15 protein-coding genes are annotated in these 16489 nt (G+C 44.7%); 3 read left to right on the top strand and 12 right to left on the bottom strand.

Annotated features, from left to right (window positions below; translation table 11 throughout):
* Positions 1 to 3: 3 nt before the first annotated feature.
* The 12 genes from thiL to CKO50_RS20015 all read right to left on the bottom strand — a co-directional run bounded on the left by thiL (position 4) and on the right by CKO50_RS20015 (position 12217).
* Positions 4 to 966 (bottom strand): thiamine-phosphate kinase, encoded by a 963-nt coding sequence (gene thiL, locus CKO50_RS20070; RefSeq protein WP_095729595.1) that lies wholly within the window; start codon positions 964 to 966, stop codon positions 4 to 6.
* A 43-nt stretch (positions 967 to 1009) separates the two neighbouring features.
* Positions 1010 to 1420, bottom strand: coding sequence for a transcription antitermination factor NusB (gene nusB / locus CKO50_RS20065; protein WP_010372094.1), 411 nt, complete (start codon positions 1418 to 1420; stop codon positions 1010 to 1012).
* An 11-nt stretch (positions 1421 to 1431) separates the two neighbouring features.
* On the bottom strand, positions 1432 to 1896 hold the full coding sequence (gene ribE / locus CKO50_RS20060) for a 6,7-dimethyl-8-ribityllumazine synthase (RefSeq protein ID WP_010372096.1): 465 nt from the start codon (positions 1894 to 1896) through the stop codon (positions 1432 to 1434).
* Positions 1897 to 2012: 116 nt separating this feature from the next.
* Complete coding sequence (gene ribBA / locus CKO50_RS20055) at positions 2013 to 3125, bottom strand: bifunctional 3,4-dihydroxy-2-butanone-4-phosphate synthase/GTP cyclohydrolase II (RefSeq protein ID WP_095729594.1); 1113 nt, start codon at positions 3123 to 3125, stop codon at positions 2013 to 2015.
* 28 nt (positions 3126 to 3153) lie between these two features.
* On the bottom strand, positions 3154 to 3810 hold the full coding sequence (locus CKO50_RS20050) for a riboflavin synthase (RefSeq protein WP_010372102.1): 657 nt from the start codon (positions 3808 to 3810) through the stop codon (positions 3154 to 3156).
* 1 nt (position 3811) lies between these two features.
* Positions 3812 to 4924, bottom strand: coding sequence for a bifunctional diaminohydroxyphosphoribosylaminopyrimidine deaminase/5-amino-6-(5-phosphoribosylamino)uracil reductase RibD (gene ribD / locus CKO50_RS20045; RefSeq protein WP_095729593.1), 1113 nt, complete (start codon positions 4922 to 4924; stop codon positions 3812 to 3814).
* Positions 4921 to 5370 (bottom strand): transcriptional regulator NrdR, encoded by a 450-nt coding sequence (gene nrdR, locus CKO50_RS20040; RefSeq protein WP_010372109.1) that lies wholly within the window; start codon positions 5368 to 5370, stop codon positions 4921 to 4923. Before nrdR ends, ribD begins: the two co-directional genes overlap by 4 nt.
* An 85-nt stretch (positions 5371 to 5455) precedes the next feature.
* Positions 5456 to 6712 carry a serine hydroxymethyltransferase gene (glyA, locus tag CKO50_RS20035; protein ID WP_010372111.1) on the bottom strand — a complete coding sequence of 419 codons (1257 nt, stop codon included), beginning with the start codon at positions 6710 to 6712 and terminating at the stop codon, positions 5456 to 5458.
* A 257-nt stretch (positions 6713 to 6969) separates the two neighbouring features.
* The gene (gene thrC / locus CKO50_RS20030) at positions 6970 to 8253 is read right to left on the bottom strand and encodes a threonine synthase (protein ID WP_095729592.1); all 1284 of its coding nucleotides are present in this window, start codon (positions 8251 to 8253) and stop codon (positions 6970 to 6972) included.
* The gene (gene thrB / locus CKO50_RS20025) at positions 8253 to 9191 is read right to left on the bottom strand and encodes a homoserine kinase (RefSeq protein WP_095729591.1); all 939 of its coding nucleotides are present in this window, start codon (positions 9189 to 9191) and stop codon (positions 8253 to 8255) included. Before thrB ends, thrC begins: the two co-directional genes overlap by 1 nt.
* A 5-nt stretch (positions 9192 to 9196) precedes the next feature.
* Positions 9197 to 11611 carry a bifunctional aspartate kinase/homoserine dehydrogenase I gene (gene thrA / locus CKO50_RS20020; protein ID WP_095729590.1) on the bottom strand — a complete coding sequence of 805 codons (2415 nt, stop codon included), beginning with the start codon at positions 11609 to 11611 and terminating at the stop codon, positions 9197 to 9199.
* Positions 11612 to 11851: 240 nt separating this feature from the next.
* On the bottom strand, positions 11852 to 12217 hold the full coding sequence (locus CKO50_RS20015; RefSeq protein WP_095729589.1) for a response regulator: 366 nt from the start codon (positions 12215 to 12217) through the stop codon (positions 11852 to 11854).
* Positions 12218 to 12415: 198 nt separating this feature from the next.
* On the opposite strand from CKO50_RS20015, the gene CKO50_RS20010 reads away from it, so the two are divergent.
* From CKO50_RS20010 to CKO50_RS20000, 3 genes are all read left to right on the top strand, one after another.
* Complete coding sequence (locus CKO50_RS20010; RefSeq protein WP_095729588.1) at positions 12416 to 14176, top strand: sensor histidine kinase; 1761 nt, start codon at positions 12416 to 12418, stop codon at positions 14174 to 14176.
* A gap of 157 nt (positions 14177 to 14333) precedes the next feature.
* Positions 14334 to 15248, top strand: coding sequence for a recombination-associated protein RdgC (gene rdgC, locus CKO50_RS20005; RefSeq protein ID WP_010606126.1), 915 nt, complete (start codon positions 14334 to 14336; stop codon positions 15246 to 15248).
* A gap of 347 nt (positions 15249 to 15595) precedes the next feature.
* Positions 15596 to 16489: an EamA family transporter gene (locus CKO50_RS20000; protein WP_095729587.1), complete on the top strand. Its 894-nt coding sequence runs from the start codon at positions 15596 to 15598 to the stop codon at positions 16487 to 16489.

The following is a 16489-nucleotide window of genomic DNA, read 5'->3' as shown; positions in this document are numbered from 1 at the left end:
CTCCTAGCTAAAATGTTCAAAACCAAGCCCTGAGAGCTGGTATGGTTGACCTTTTTTGAGCAATTGAATTTCACCATTATTAGCCGTAATTTGGCCAATGCAAACTGGCTCAACACCATATTGCTTCAATCTGGTTTCCACGGCATTTTTGTTATTATCATTGACCGTGAAGAGTAACTCGTAATCATCACCAAAACCGAGCGCGAGCTTCATGCGTGCATCTTCATCAAGGCTTGAGCGCAGCGCATCAGACTGAGGAACTTTATCGGCGTTTATCTTAGCGCCAACTAACGAGCTACGTAAAATATGCTTAAGATCCGCAAGTAGACCGTCTGAGATATCGATTGCTGAGGTAGCAAGCCCTCTAAGCACTTGACCAGCTGCAACCCGTGGCGCTGGGTAGTGAAACTTTTCAAGCGCCGCTTTGTAATGTTTTGGCTCAAGCGTCCAGCCCTGCTTTCGCGCTTCAATAGCAAGCCCTGCGTCACCAAGTGGACCTGTTACATAAATCCAATCACCCACTCGCGCTCCTGAGCGCTTGAGTGCTTTACCAGTTGGTACGATACCTTTAGCACATACAGTGATAGTTAATGGGCCTTGTGTTGTATCACCACCGATCACCTGTACGTTATAGTATTCAGCGATTTCGTGCATGCCTTCGGTGAAGGCTTCTAGCCATTCCATGTCAGCCTTAGGTAGCGTTAAACCAAGTGACACCCAAGTAGGCTCTGCACCCATTGCAGCTAAGTCGCTAAGATTCACAGCGATAACCCGATGGCCTAGTGCCCGAGGTGGAATATCTTCAAAAAAGTGCACACCCGCAACTAGCGTATCCGTTGTTACCGCAAGCTGATTGCCAGCAGGAACTGAAACTAAGGCGCAGTCATCACCGATCCCAAGCTCCACATCTCGGCGAGTAATGCCACGGCCTTTAAAGTAGTGATTGATTAGCTCAAATTCTTTCATACACAAAAAAGCCGGCCAAGGCCGGCTATTCCTATAGTAAAGCTTATTTGCGAATAAACTTAACCGCTTTGTCTAGTACACCGTTAACGAATTTGTGGCTCTCTTCAGCGCCAAACATTTTCGCTAACTCAATACCTTCGTTGATAGCCACTTTATATGGCACATCTTCACGGAATTTAAGTTCATAAGCACTAACACGTAACACGGCAAGCTCAACCATATCCAATTCTTCAAGTGGACGAGCTAAATGCGGACGAATTGCTTCGTCTAGCTGCTTTTGGTTAACAACAACACCACGCGCTAAGTCTTTGAAGTATTCTACATCGACTTTCGTTACGTCGTTTTCGATCAGCATTTGCTGTTCGATATCGGCAATTGGGTTACCACTTAGCTGCCAAGAATAAATAGCTTGTAAAGCAAGTACACGTGCTTTGCGTCTAGCTGCTGGTTTCACTGAGATTCCTCTTAAATTTGCTCTAGCACGTTCACCATTTCTAGAGCTCCAAGGGCGGCTTCTCCCCCTTTGTTGCCCATTTTAGTGCCCGCGCGCTCGATAGCTTGCTCAATGCTTTCAGTAGTAAGTACACCAAAAGCAACAGGGATGTCATAATCTAATGAAACGCTAGCTAAGCCTTTGTTAGACTCGTTAGCAACCAAATCGAAGTGTGGCGTACCACCACGAATAATCACACCTAGCGCAATAATCGCGTCGTGCTCTTTTTTCATTGCAACGCGCTTTGCTGCTAGTGGTAGTTCAACCGCTCCCGGTACATATACAACCGTGATGTCTTCATCGCTAACACCACCGGTACGTTTTAATTCATCTACAGCGCCTTCAAGTAAGCTGCTACCGATAAAATCGTTAAAACGTGAAATGACAATGGCAAATTTTTTGCCAGGAGCGTATTTATTACCTTCGATTACTTTCATTAGATGTTCCTAATCTGTATGAGCAATTGCCAAATTGAGGCGCATGATAGCACAGTAATGTGGCAATCGCCTACTATCTGAATATAGGCGATTGCGATCAATTTGGCATTTTGGAATTATTTTGGTTCGACGTATTCAACCACTTCTAAGTGGAAACCAGACAGTGCATGATATTTTTTAGGTAGACTCATGAGGCGCATTTTCTGAATGCCTAAATCAGCCAAAATTTGCGACCCCACACCTACGGTGCGCGAAGTACCTTGGAATTTACGGTAGTTCACCTGCTCTCCCGCATCTTCCGCTGCAAATGCTTTAACCAGCGCTTCCATCTCTTCGCTGCGCTCTTGCTTACCAAGAATGACTAATACGCCTTCGTTGTCGGCGATGTGCTTCATGGCACTTTGCAGTGTCCAGCTTCTATCCGCACTACGATCTGAATGAAGAATGTCGTTAAACGTGCTTTGCAAATGCACACGGACTAAATTGGCTTCTTCCGATTTGATCTCGCCTTTTACCATCGCATAGTGAAGTTGACTATCAATGGTGTCTTTGTACGTCACTAGGTTAAACTCACCAAACTCTGTAGGCAGTTTACACTCTGCTACCTTTTCGATGGTAGTTTCGTTTAAGTTACGATATTCAATTAAATCAGCAATGGTGCCGATTTTAATATCGTGCTCTTTTGCGAATACTTCTAGTTGTGGGCGACGTGCCATAGTGCCATCTGGATTTAGAATTTCAACAATCACAGATGCAGGCTCCAATCCCGCCAAACGCGCTAAATCACATCCGGCTTCAGTATGGCCTGCACGCGTTAAAACGCCGCCTGGTTGCGCCATAATTGGGAAGATATGACCAGGTTGCACAATATCTTCAGGCACTGCACCTTTGGCAACTGCAGCTTGCACTGTACGAGCGCGATCTGCCGCTGAAATTCCCGTCGTTACGCCTTTCGCGGCTTCAATAGACAAAGTAAAGTTGGTAGAGAACTGAGCGCCATTGGTTTTCACCATTAGTGGCAAGTTCAGCTGCTCACAGCGCTCCTGTGTCATGGTCAAACAGATTAACCCGCGACCATATGTTGCCATGAAATTAATTGCATCTGGTGTAATGTGCTCTGCTGCAATGATCAGATCACCTTCATTTTCTCGGTCTTCATCGTCCATCAAAATAACCATTTTACCGGCTTTAATGTCCGCGATGATTTCCTCAGCACTATTTAAACTCATAGTTTTCCCATTTTTACTTTGTCTATGGCTACTTTATAAAGCCAGCTTTCGCCAATAGACTGGTTGTGAGAGTGGACTCGCTGGCAGCGCTTGGCTCACCCTGAATTAGTCTTTCGAGGTAGCGGGCGATTTGGTCAACCTCTAGGTTTAGTTTTGACCCGACTTGAAAACCTGCAATCGTCGTTTCTTGCGCCGTGTGTGGCACTATGGTCAATTTAAAGCGATTTTGTTCCACGGCATTGACCGTCAAACTGATGCCATCAATGGCAACTGAACCTTTATACGGAATATACTTCATTAGCGATGACGGCGCGGCTAACCAATAGTCGGTCGCTCTGGCATTAGCGGTTATCTCTACCACTTCAGCGATGCCATCCACATGGCCAGACACCAAATGACCGCCAAGGCGTGAAATCGGCTGCAGTGCCTTTTCAAGGTTGACCTTTTGGCCTTGTTGGTACTCGGCAAAACGCGTCAAACTTAAGGTTTCGTTAGAAACATCGGCTTTGAAGCCATCATGAAACTTCTCAGTTACGGTCAGACAAACCCCGTTCGTGGCAATACTATCACCCAAGTTTACATCGCTCATATCAAGAGATGTCGTGGTCACACGAACAATTAAATCACCGCCCTTGAGCTGCAATTGAGTTAATGTTCCTGTTGCTTCGATAATACCTGTAAACATTTTACTTCTCTTTAGTCGCGATAAGTTTGAGATCAGGCCCCACTTGGCAAACGTCGCCAAACACTAACTCAGGTATTTGCGACATGGCACTAAGTGGAGAGGTGTTAAACAGCCCTTTTCCAGCGCCAATTATTTTCGGTGCCAAATAGACGATATATTCATCAATTAGCCCTTGTTCATGCATTACCCCCGCAAGGGTGGCACCGGCTTCTAGCCAAACATAATTACAGTGCTTTTCAGCCAGCTTGTTGAGCACGGCTTTTAGGTCGAGCTTACCGTTGATTTCAGGCACGACAATTTGCTCTACGAAATGAGGCCATTGCACTGAATTATCAATAGTACGGCGAAAAATAATCACTGGAGATGCAGTTGTAAATAGCGCAAGTTCTGGTGTCAGACGATTTTGTGAGTCAATAATCGCACGTATCGGCTGGCGTAACTCAGATTGAGGATAATCGGTGTCTTGCAAAAACTCCTCACGAACATTGAGTCTTGCGTTGTCTACCATAGCCGTATCGGCTCCGGTCAATACCACGCAGCTTTGCGCGCGGTGGCGCTGTACGTCTAAGCGCGCTGCAGCTGAGGTTATCCACTTGCTCTGGCCATTGTTTAATGCGGTTTTGCCATCAAGAGAAGCGGCAAGCTTACAGGTCACAAACGGCACCCCATACTCCATTCGCTTCAAGAAACCGTTATTTAGCGCCCTTGCTTGTGGCTCTAACAAACCAAAAGCCGTTGCAATTCCCGCGGCTTCTAACATTGCCAACCCACGCCCTGCAACTTGTGGATTGGGGTCAACCATAGCAGCAACCACTCTGCTGACGCCTGCGTCAATCAGACCTTTAGCACACGGCGGCGTTCTGCCATAGTGACTACATGGCTCAAGCGTTACATAGGCAGTTGCACCAGCGGCTTTAGCTCCAGCTTGCTTAAGCGCATGCACTTCAGCATGGCCTTCACCTGCTTTTAAGTGCGCGCCTTCGCCGACGATTTCACCATCTTTTACGATCACACAGCCGACGTTTGGATTGGGTGTTGTGGTGTATTTACCACGCTTTGCAAGCGCGATGGCGCGGCTCATGTAATCATGGTCTTGCGCTGTGAACTGGCTCAATCCCCCAGCCTCGCAATTTCTTCACCAAACTCACGAATATCTTCGAAAGAGCGATATACCGAAGCAAATCGTACATAAGCCACTTTATCGAGCTTTTTGAGGGCTTCCATAATACATTCGCCAATCATGTCGCTTGGTACTTCACGTTCGCCAGTACCACGAATTTGAGATTTAATCTGATGCACGACTTCTTCTATTTGTTCTGTGCTGACAGGGCGCTTTTCCAGCGCTCGGTGCATGCCATTGAGTAACTTATCCTCATTGAAAGGCTCCCTGGTACCATCTTGTTTTATCACGCGCGGCATTAAGAGCTCTGCGCCCTCGAAGGTAGTAAAGCGTTCGTGGCATAAAATACACTCACGACGGCGACGGACTTGGTGGCCGGAAGCAACCAAACGTGAATCTATCACTTTGGTATCTTTGGCTGTACAGAATGGACAATGCATAGACGCTCTCGTTGACTCAAAAACAAAAAAGGCCGCTTGAATGCGGCCTTAATCATAACAAAAAACTGCTTTTTTGTGAGCGAAATTATGCGTAAACAGGTAATTTAGCGCAAATTGCTTTTACTTTTTCTTTCACTTGTGCCTGTACAGACTCATCATTGATGTTGTCTAGTACGTCACAGATCCAGCCAGCAAGCTCTTTCGACTCAGCTTCTTTGAAGCCACGACGAGTGATCGCAGGAGAACCGATACGCAGACCAGAAGTAACGAACGGTGAACGTGGATCGTTTGGTACAGAGTTTTTGTTTACTGTGATATTTGCACGGCCAAGCGCTGCATCTGCATCTTTACCTGTGATGTCTTTATCAATCAGGTCAAGTAGGAACAGGTGGTTTTCAGTTTTGCCAGAAACCACTTTATAACCACGCTCCTGAAGTACCGCAACCATAGCTTGTGCATTTTTAACCACTTGCTCTTGGTATGACTTGAACTCTGGCTGTAGTGCTTCTTTGAACGCAACCGCTTTTGCAGCGATAACGTGACATAGAGGACCACCTTGGCCACCAGGGAATACGGCAGAGTTTAGCTTTTTGTAGATTTCTTCATCATCACAAGCAGAGATGATAAGACCACCACGAGGACCCGCTAGCGTTTTGTGCGTTGTTGTTGTTACAACGTGTGCATGAGGCACAGGGCTTGGATAAATACCAGCGGCAACTAGACCTGCAACGTGCGCCATATCAACAAGTAGGTAAGCGCCTACTTTGTCAGCGATTTCGCGGAACTTAGCCCAGTCAACGATACCTGAGTACGCAGAGAAACCACCGATGATCATTTTTGGCTTGTGCTCAAGTGCTAACGCTTCAACTTGCGCGTAATCGATTTCACCAGTTTCTTCGTTTAGACCGTACTGGATAGCATTGTACGTTTTACCAGAGAAGTTTACGTGTGAACCGTGCGTTAAGTGACCACCGTGAGCCAGGCTCATACCTAGCACTGTGTCATGTGGCTGAAGTAGCGCTTGGAATACCGCCGCATTTGCTTGTGAGCCAGCGTGAGGCTGAACGTTTGCGTAAGTCGAACCAAATAGCGCATTGGCACGGTCAATCGCGAGCTGCTCAACCACGTCAACGTGCTCACAACCGCCATAGTAACGCTTACCTGGGTAACCTTCAGCATACTTGTTTGTTAGCTGAGAACCCTGCGCTTCAAGTACACGTGGGCTACAGTAGTTCTCAGAAGCGATAAGCTCGATGTGCTCTTCTTGACGTGAAGTTTCTGCTTCAATCGCTGCAAATAGTTCTGGGTCAAAATCTGCAATATTCATGTTACGTTCTAACATGGTTTCTCCTAGGTAAACGTAAGGGTATTTTTAAAGACAATCTAGCATCACAAGATAACGAGTTTGCCTATGAAATCAGCATGGGCATATTTAAGCAGGGATTGAATTTATTTCACACCCCTATCGCGATGATATTTTTTTATTTAAACATTAATATTTTAAATAAGACAACCTAAGTTGCATTTGAAAAGCTAATATAGTCTTGAAATTGACCTTATCTGAGTGGCCGTTCTACCCACTCAGACAGGATCTCTGATTTAGTTGAGTTTTGCTAATATTGCTGCCTTCAACGCATCATAATCTGCACTAAGCGGCTCTGCCAAACATGGTTTTTGCAATGCATCGGCCAACGGTTTCGGCATATCAAGCAGCTGATTTAAAACACCTTCTACAGATTCCTTAAACTTCGCAGGATGCGCAGTGGCAAGGAAAATTCCGGTTTCATCCGCTTGAGAATCCAACGCTAATCCCTCGTAGGCTATCGCAGTGTGCGGCTCAGCCAAGTAACCTTTATCATGTAATTCTTGCATTACTGTCTGAGTTCGCGCTTCCGTCACCGAACGTGAATAAAAGTCATGTTTGTTAAAACCCCCTCTTTCTAGCATGATTTCAACACGAGGCCAGTTATTAGGTTTACTCACGTCCATCGCATTAGAGAGTGACTCCAAAGTCTCATTTGGTTGCCACTCACCCGAGGCTATGTAACGGGGCACAGTATCATTTTGGTTTGTCGTGGCACTTAACTTGGCAATAGGCAGTCCAATCGCGGCCGCAATCATCGCCGCACAGACATTACCGAAGTTACCACTTGGCACTGAAACATGCACTTTATCACGCTGAGATTTAGGTAATTGTGCTAGCGCTTCAAAGTAATAACACACTTGCGCCACTAAACGGCTGATGTTGATGGAGTTTGCCGAATTGAGACCAAGCTTTTGCTTTACTTCGTCATCAAGAAATGCTGACTTCACCATCGCTTGGCAGTCATCAAAACTGCCATCTACAGCATAACAATGAATGTTTTTCCCAAGTGTTGTAAACAGCTTTTGTTGGGCAAGCGAAATTTTGCCATGAGGATAAAGGATCACAACATCGACATTTTCTTTTTCGTAAAATGCATGGGCAACGGCGGCGCCAGTATCACCACTTGTTGCCGTGAGGATAGTCACGCGCTCACCTTGATTAAACATGCTAATGCATTCCGCCATAAAGCGGCCGCCAAAGTCCTTAAACGCCAGTGTTGGTCCATGAAAGAGCTCTAAACAATGCTGATTTTTAGCAACTTCAACTAACTTAGCAGGGAAATTAAAGGCGCGTTTTACCATCGCATCGAGGGTATCTTGTGGTAGTTCATCACCAATAAGGTGATGTAATACCTTGGCACTGCGCTCTGCAAAAGGTAATTCAAGTAGTGCATCAACATCCGCAATACGCTCAAATGTAGGAGGAAAAAAAACTCCTTGGTTACGACCTAAACCAATTTTTACCGCTTCAACAAATGAAACAACCTGCTGTTCGTCTTTTAAATTCACTAATTTCATTACTTTTGATCCTTTAATTCTCTTGTGCCAAGCGCATCTAATCGGCAAATATGGCTAAAACCCGCTTCATTAATGTAATTTTGTTGCAACCATTGCTGCACTGCATTTGCCTGTTGCTCAGACTTACAAATAGCAAATAGTGTGGGCCCTGCCCCTGAAATACTCACCAGCTCGGCACCTAGGGCTGGTAGCGCGTCTTTTGCTTCGTTAAAGCCAGCAATGAGTGGCGCTCTCGCTTCCTCGGCAATACTGTCTTTCATCATCGACAGCGCTTTATCAAATTGACCTGACTGCATCAATAAACAAAAGCCCGACAGTCGCTGGGCAAACTCCACCGTATCATGCAAAGAAAACTGCTGTGGTAGTGCTTGCCTTGCTTTCGCTGTATTCAAGGCAAAGCCAGGATATGCAATAACATAAAACCAGCTTTCATCATGCACAACGCTGATTGCTTTACTTGGAATGCAGTCTGCTGTCAGTTGTAGCCCACCAAGGTAGCAGGGCGTGATGTTGTCGTAGTGACGACCACCACTGACCTTAGCTTCAAAGTCGGCCATTAATTCAATAAGCGCCTCTTGGCTTAATTGTGTATTAGCAAAGTCATTGAGTGCAGCAAAAGCGGCAACCACAGAGCAAGCACTTGAACCTAGACCTGAACCAACAGGGAGCCCTTTATACAAGGTCATAGCAACCGCAGGCATGTTGGGTGCCACATGCTGTTTAAAGTGCTGTAAACACTGAAACGCCAAATTATCTTTGGGATCGGCGGAAAGCTTTTCAGCATATGGACCAATACAGTTGAACGTATCACGCTCTGCGGCTTCAACGCTGACCTGATCACCCAGTAAACTGCCATCAATAGGCTGGAGTGCGGCGCCAAGGGCATCAAAGCCAACACAAAAATTACCCATTGACGCTGGTGCATAAAATGTTTTCATAACTCCTACCTCGACAGCGTTTTTAGGATATCAGCAAATACGCCTGCAGAGGTTACCTCTGCGCCCGCGCCATAACCTCTGATCACAAAAGGCTTTGGTTGATAATATTGGCTTAAAATAGCCAGTGCGTTTTCACCGTCACGAATATCGTACAAAGCGTGCTCTTTATCTACCGCTTCAATGCCAACGCGGCATTTACCGTCAACAATTGAACCGACATAGCGTAGCACTTGGCCTTGTGCTTTGGCCGCCGCAATACGCGCTGCGAAAGCATCATCTAATTGCGGTAATTGCGCCATAAATTCATCAACACTGGCGCCCTCAGCAAACCCTTCAGGTAATACCGATTCAACTTCAATATCACTGAGCTCCAACGGCAGTCCCGATTCACGGGCAATGATAAGCAGCTTACGTGCGACATCCGTACCAGATAAATCATCGCGCGGATCTGGCTCTGTAAAACCGCTTTGCTTGGCTTTCTCTGTCGCTTCCGATAGCGATAAACCATCTGATAATACACCGAAGATATACGATAGCGAGCCAGACAAAATACCACTGAATGAAAGCAGTTCATCTCCTGCGCCAAACAGCAATTTAAGGTTGTCTAATACAGGGAGTCCGGCCCCAACGTTAGTTTCGTATAGAAAGTGACGGCGCTTAGCAAGTGCAGCCTGCTGCAATGACTGATAATATTCATAGCTGCCAGTATTGGCTTTTTTGTTAGCCGCAACGACATGAAAGCCCGCATTAAGAAAATCTAAATAGCCATCGGCAACAAACTGAGCAGCACTACAATCGACAATCACTGGGTTAATTAAATGATTTTGTCTAACAAACTGACTCACCTGTTGTAAATCAAAGCCCGACTCCGCTTTCTCAAGCGCCAGTTCCCAGTTATCAAACGGTACGCCTTCTGGGTCTAAGTAACACTTACTTGAGTTTGCAATGCCATAAAGGTTCAAGCGTATATTGCGTTTTTCAAGCCATGCTTGCTGCTTATGAAACTGCTTCATTAATTCTTGACCCACTAAACCGCAGCCAATCAAGAAAACATCGATGGACGGAACGTGCGTGAAAAAGTTTTCGTGACACACTTTTACTGCATCTTGGCAAAGTTCACCATCAACTACCGCCGAAATCGAACTCTCCGTTGAGTCCTGCGCAATGGCAACAATATTCACCTGCGCCTGTGCAAGTGACGCAAAAAATTTGGCCGCAAGACCTTTGTGCGCTTTCATGTTATCACCAACCAAAGTCACGATAGCAAGGTTACGCTGCACTTCAATTGGGTCGATTAAACCTGCTTGCGTTTCAAGCTCAAATGCCTGTTCAAGCGCAACCAGCGCAAGTGTTAAGTCTTGCTCATGGACACAGAAACTGATGCTGAATTCACAAGAAGATTGCGTAATAAGTACAATGGATACGTTATCTGCTGCCAGTGCAGAAAAGACCCGAGCAGCCATGCCAACCTTGCCTTTCATCCCAGGTCCTGCAACGGTCAACATAGCCAGTCTATCAAGACTCGAAAGCGCTTTAACGGGAGCTTCTCCGCCGCCCTGAGCACAAATCAGTGAACCCGGCACTTCTGGGTCATGCGTATTTTTAATTTCACAAGGCACATCTGCTTTGGCGCAAGGTAAAATGGTTTTTGGGTGCAGCACTTTAGCGCCAAAATAAGATAGCTCCATCGCTTCTTTATAGGATAGCACGTCGACCTTAGTCGCTTTCTTTATCAGGCGAGGATCTGCACTGTAAACGCCATCAACGTCAGTCCAGATTTGGCAGATTTCAGCTTCAAAACACGCAGCTGCGACAGCTGCAGAGTAGTCAGAGCCATTGCGACCAAGCGTTGTCAGCTCGCCCGCTTCATTGCTTCCCGTAAATCCTGCCATGATATAAAAACGCGACGCTTGGGCACGCACCAACTCTGCAAAACATAGTTTACTTAGCTTAAGGTCAACTTCGGCATCAAGATACCCGCCCTGCGTTTTTACACAAGCATCGGCACTGAGCGCCACGGAGTCCGATTGCAGCATAGTATCCATCAGCGCAACGCTAATGCGTTCGCCAAAACTAATGACATAGGCTCTTGCTTGGTCTGGGCAATGTCCCAGTAACTTAGCCCCATCTAATTTATTCTTCAGTAATTCAAAGTCAGGCCAATCTACAACACCACCGTACACCGCTTGTACTTCATCGTATAAGCCTTGGCTGCGGGAAGTAAATGACAGCCACTGGGAGTCAAACGCTTCCCCTCGCTCAGCCAAATCAGCAAGCTCAACGAGCTGATCAGTCATGCCACCGGGAGCCGACAGCACGATAAGCGCTTGTTGTTGGCCATGGTCTTTAACTAGCTCTCTGACTCTTTGTAAACAGGCAAAATCTTTGAGGGAAGACCCTCCAAACTTTAGTACTCGCATCATTTTTCCTCACTCCAAAAACAAAAAAGGCCTGTGTTCTTAGTGAACACAGGCCTTTTTCAAACTCGCACCGACCTATGCCACTATCCCGTTAGGATGGTGGTTGTAATAATGGTCGTAGTAATAATATTCGTTTTCATAATTTTAGAGTGCCTGAAGTTTAGCCACGCTGTCAATACGAAAGAGTAAAATAGATTATGCAATTTTTTAATAGTGACATTTGTAATTTGCATAGATAAGTTATCGGATACCAAACTGATGTAATAATCTTAATAACTGCTCTGCTTTAACCGGTTTTTCTAAAAACCCTAACGCCCCCAAATTTGCTACTCTTTCTTTCATCTTGGCCTGAATATCTGCCGAAATAACCACAACAAAACATTCAATTCGGTGTGTTTTTATTGCCTCTAACACAGCAATTCCATCAAGTATTGGCATGGTTAAATCCAGGCACAATAAATCTATTTGCTGAGTTTTCAGTAAATCAATCGCTTGCTGGCCATTCTGTGCTTGATGCAAAGTCAGGTCTAATTTGCTCTGTAAGTTTTTAATGACTTGTTTACGGGCAACAGCCGAATCATCGCAAACTAAGACGGAATAACTCATAAAGTGGTCAGTCTTGTACTATCGTTAATAAAACGGTCACTGGATATCGCTATCTTATAACACATTAAACTTTCCTAGGTAAGGCGCTAAAAAGCATAATTAATGAAGATAATTATTTATTTTTAACCATTTATTGGCTAACTTTAAAAACAGATTATACAAAGGCGATGAACTTACCGTAGGAGCTCAGCTTAATTCATGCTGCAAAAAAGCCTCTCAAAAAAATTGCTCACCAATGTGCTGTCGGTTTACTTCCTTCTAACCTTTGTCGTCACATGTGGTCAAATCGTTGCCGAATACGTCAATACCAAAGACTATATTCGCAATGAACTTACTATGCTGCAAAAAACCTTTAGCCGCAGTTTGACCCGTGCCATATGGGAACTCAATACGAAGCAGACCGTTACTACGGCTGAGGGGCTACTTGCGATCCCCATGATCGAAGGAATTATTGTACGTGATGACAGCGGTGAAATTATTTCACAGCTTGGCCGCTCACTAGATATTCACGAGCTGTATAGCCAACAGCTTGTTCAAGAAGAAGCAATAATCGAAGATACACCATCCGGTTTATTTGGTTATACATTTCCGTTGATTTTTGAATTCTCGGGACGTGCAACGCAAGTCGGCGACGTAACATTATTTTCTAGCCGAGAGGTGGTCTTTAGTCGCATCATGATCTCTATCTACTTTTTGATAGGTAATGCGATGATCAAGACAACATTCTTGATTATTCTATTTTTAATTGCCTTCAGAAAGCTACTTACTGAACCATTAAGCGACCTCACCGAGCAAATTGAAGACTTTGAGGTCGACAACGTTGATGGCCATAAGATAGATATTGGTGCTAAAGAGCGCAATGAACTAAAGATCATGGAAGAGGCATTCAATAAGCTAATTGACAAGGTCTCCGAATATCGTAAAAAGCTCGATCAAACTCAAAAAGAGCTTTTGATCAGCAATGAAAAACTTGATCAACATAACATTCAGTTGGAACAAGAAGTCGCACGTAAGACCTCAAACCTGAGCCAAGCGATGATGGATCTTCAGCAACAAAAATATGAATTAGAAAAGCAGAAGTTAACGCTCACAGAAGAGATTGATTTAAGAAAACAAACAGAAGAAGAACTACTAACTAAACAAAAAGAGCTTGAGAAATACGTAGACGAGCTAAATATGGCTCAAGAGCGCTTAGTGGGCTCTGAAAAAATGGCGGCTCTTGGTGGCCTCGTTGCCGGTATTACACACGATATTAACACACCTGTTGGTATTGGCGTGACTGCGACGTCGTTCTTACAGGAGCGTTTAGATCAACTTGAGGCGGCTTACAACGGAAAAACTTTATCACCAAAAGCGTTAGAAGAATTCATTAGCGAAGCAAAGCAAAGTGCCAGCCTACTTACCACCAATTTAGACCGCGCATCGGAGCTTGTCGCAAGCTTTAAGCAAATTGCAGTCGATCAAGCCAGTGAAGCGGTTCGTACCATTAACCTGAAGCAATACCTCGGTGAAGTGATCCGCTCATTGCATCCAAAATTGAAGAAGACTCATCACCTAGTGAATGTTGAATGCCCTGAAGACATGACGCTAAATTTACCAGCTGGGGCAATTAGCCAAATATTCACTAACCTTATCATGAACTCTTTGATCCACGGTTTTGAAAATCAAGACCAAGGACAAATAGATATTAAGATTAAAGAAGACAATGGTATGGTAAATATCGTCTACAAAGACAACGGCAAGGGCGTAAGTAAAGCCCAACTAGACCGGTTGTTTGACCCCTTCTTTACGACCAAGCGCGATCAAGGTGGCAGTGGGCTTGGTACCCATATTACCTTAAACCTCGTAAAACAAACCTTGAATGGAGATATCGAAGTAAATAGTGAAGAAGGCAAAGGCCTCACCTACTACATCAGTTTCCCAAAAGACTTACAAAAACCAATGGCGATGTTTAGCTAACCAAGTTTAGAGCACAACAAGCGTCCAATACGCCATACTGCAAAGTGGCGTATTGGCGCAAGATATCTCCCCCACCACCAAACATCATCTAGTGGAATACAAGCTGTGACCTTTTTGCTATGATGACCGCAATTTTATTCCAGACGGGCATATTTCTATGTGGTTCAGTAACTTAATCTGCTACAAATTCAAACAAGATGTAACTTACGCACAAGAAGATTTCGAAAAAGCACTCGAGCAGGATATTTTTCGTCCTTGTGGTAGCCAAGACATGACCACTTTTGGCTGGACAAAAGCCTTCGGTAAACATGGTCAGATGCTTTCTCATTTTTCTCAAGACAGTATCTTAGTTTGTGCTAAGCGCGAAGAAAAGGTGCTTCCTGCAGCCGTAGTCAATGAAATGGTCGCCGAAAAAATTGAGCAAATAGAGCAACAAGAAAATCGTCCGGTAAAGAAAAAAGAAAAAGACGATATTAAAGAAAATATCCTAGCCACTTTATTGCCTCAAGCGTTTAAAAAATCGAGCCTACAATTTGCTTTTATCGACCAAAAATCAGGTTGGGTGATTGTAAATAGTGCCAGCTTCAATAAAGCGGAAGAACTACTTGCACTACTGCGTAAGTCTCTGGGCACGCTTCCTGTTGTACCGGCGTTTGCAAACTATGATTTAGACTTACAGCTAACACACTGGCTCACCGAGTTTAGTGCACCTGAAGGCTTTGCAATAGGCACCGACGCGGAGTTGCAAGAACCAGACGACAACGGTGCTCAAGTCAAGTTAAAACAACATGACCTTTCATCAGACGAAATCAAAACGCACCTAGAAAACGGTAAACGTGTGACTAAACTCGCGTTAGATTGGCGTGAGCGCGTGAAGTTCGTTTTACAAAACGATGGCACATTAAAACGTTTAAGCTATGCAGAAGCACTTAAAGACCAAAATGCAGATATCCCTAAAGAAGATCTAGCCGTTAAACTTGATGCTGACTTTATTTTGGTATCGGAAGAAATCAAAGAGTTGTTAGAAGATCTAACCAAAGGTCTTGGTGACGACGAAGGCCTAGAGTCTTAATTTTACCATCTATAGTCCGTTGAGCTTTGGGTACGAAAAATTGATAGCGGATATGGCTATCAATTTTTCTTTATCCAGCTCAATACGCTATCTTCACAAGGTCACTTTGCGCCAATAGCAAGCAGATTGCACGCACTCAAGTGCGAGCGTATAGTTACTGGCTCGACACTTTATTTGCATTAACCAACGCATTTGTCGCGCTTTATTTACTCTTCAATGGCATGATAGGAGCCCGGTTTTGGCAGTAACGCTTTGCTAACCTGAATTTCAGGCATCGAAGACAATTTACGCCAATAGTCCGATACCCGAAAACGGTAACTCGTACAACTAAACGGAGTTTGACGCACGTGAATGTAAAAAGCATTTCATTGGCTTCGATGGTAGTGATCATTTGGGGGCTTAACTTTTCGGCCATTAAATTTGGCCTAGCAGAGTTGCCTCCTATTTTATTCTCAGGCTTGCGTTTTTTGGTAGTCGCGATCCCTGCAGTATTTTTCATTCCCTTTCCTAACACGTCGGTATGGAACGTACTCGGTGTTGGGCTATTTTTAGGTGTGCTTAAGTTTAGCTTGCTATTTATTGCGATGGAATCAAATGCTTCAGCCGGCATTGCTTCTTTGCTGCTACAAGCCCAAGTCATTTTCACGATTTTGCTAAGTGTTTTGTTGTTAAAGGAAACCATGGATCGCTTTCAAGTGGTGGGGATCAGCATCGCAACGTTTGGCTTTGGTTTGTTTTTTATCAACTCGTCAGGGGCAACGACGATATTGGGCGCGGTACTCATTCTGTTCGCGGCATTATTTTGGTCGTTTTCAAACCTCATCATGAAGCGCCTGCAAGACGTGAATTTACTCCATTTTATTGTTTGGGTAAGCCTAGTGCCGCCATTGCCACTTTTTACACTGTCTTATTTTATTGAAACTGACGCCCCATTGACCTTACTACTGAACACCACAACACAATCTTGGCTATCTATTGCCTATGTGGGTTATATCTCGACGCTGATTGCATTCGCAATATGGGGTTGGCTACTTAAAAATCACAAGGCCGCAGCAGTGACGCCTTTTGCTTTATTAATCCCTATTGTCGGCATTGTAGGCTCAGCCTTATTACTTAATGAGCAGTTGATGTTAATGGAAGCTATTGGGGGTGGTTTTATTTTATGTGGCTTAACGATTTCTGTTACAGGTGCTCGGATAAGCAAAATATTTAGAAAGCCCCGAGCAGAGGTTTTGCCTTAA

Origin of the sequence: Pseudoalteromonas sp. HM-SA03 (assembly GCF_002289345.1) — a bacterium.
Lineage (GTDB): Bacteria > Pseudomonadota > Gammaproteobacteria > Enterobacterales > Alteromonadaceae > Pseudoalteromonas.
Note: the sequence above shows the minus strand (reverse complement) of the source record. Positions and strands in the feature narration are given on the sequence as shown.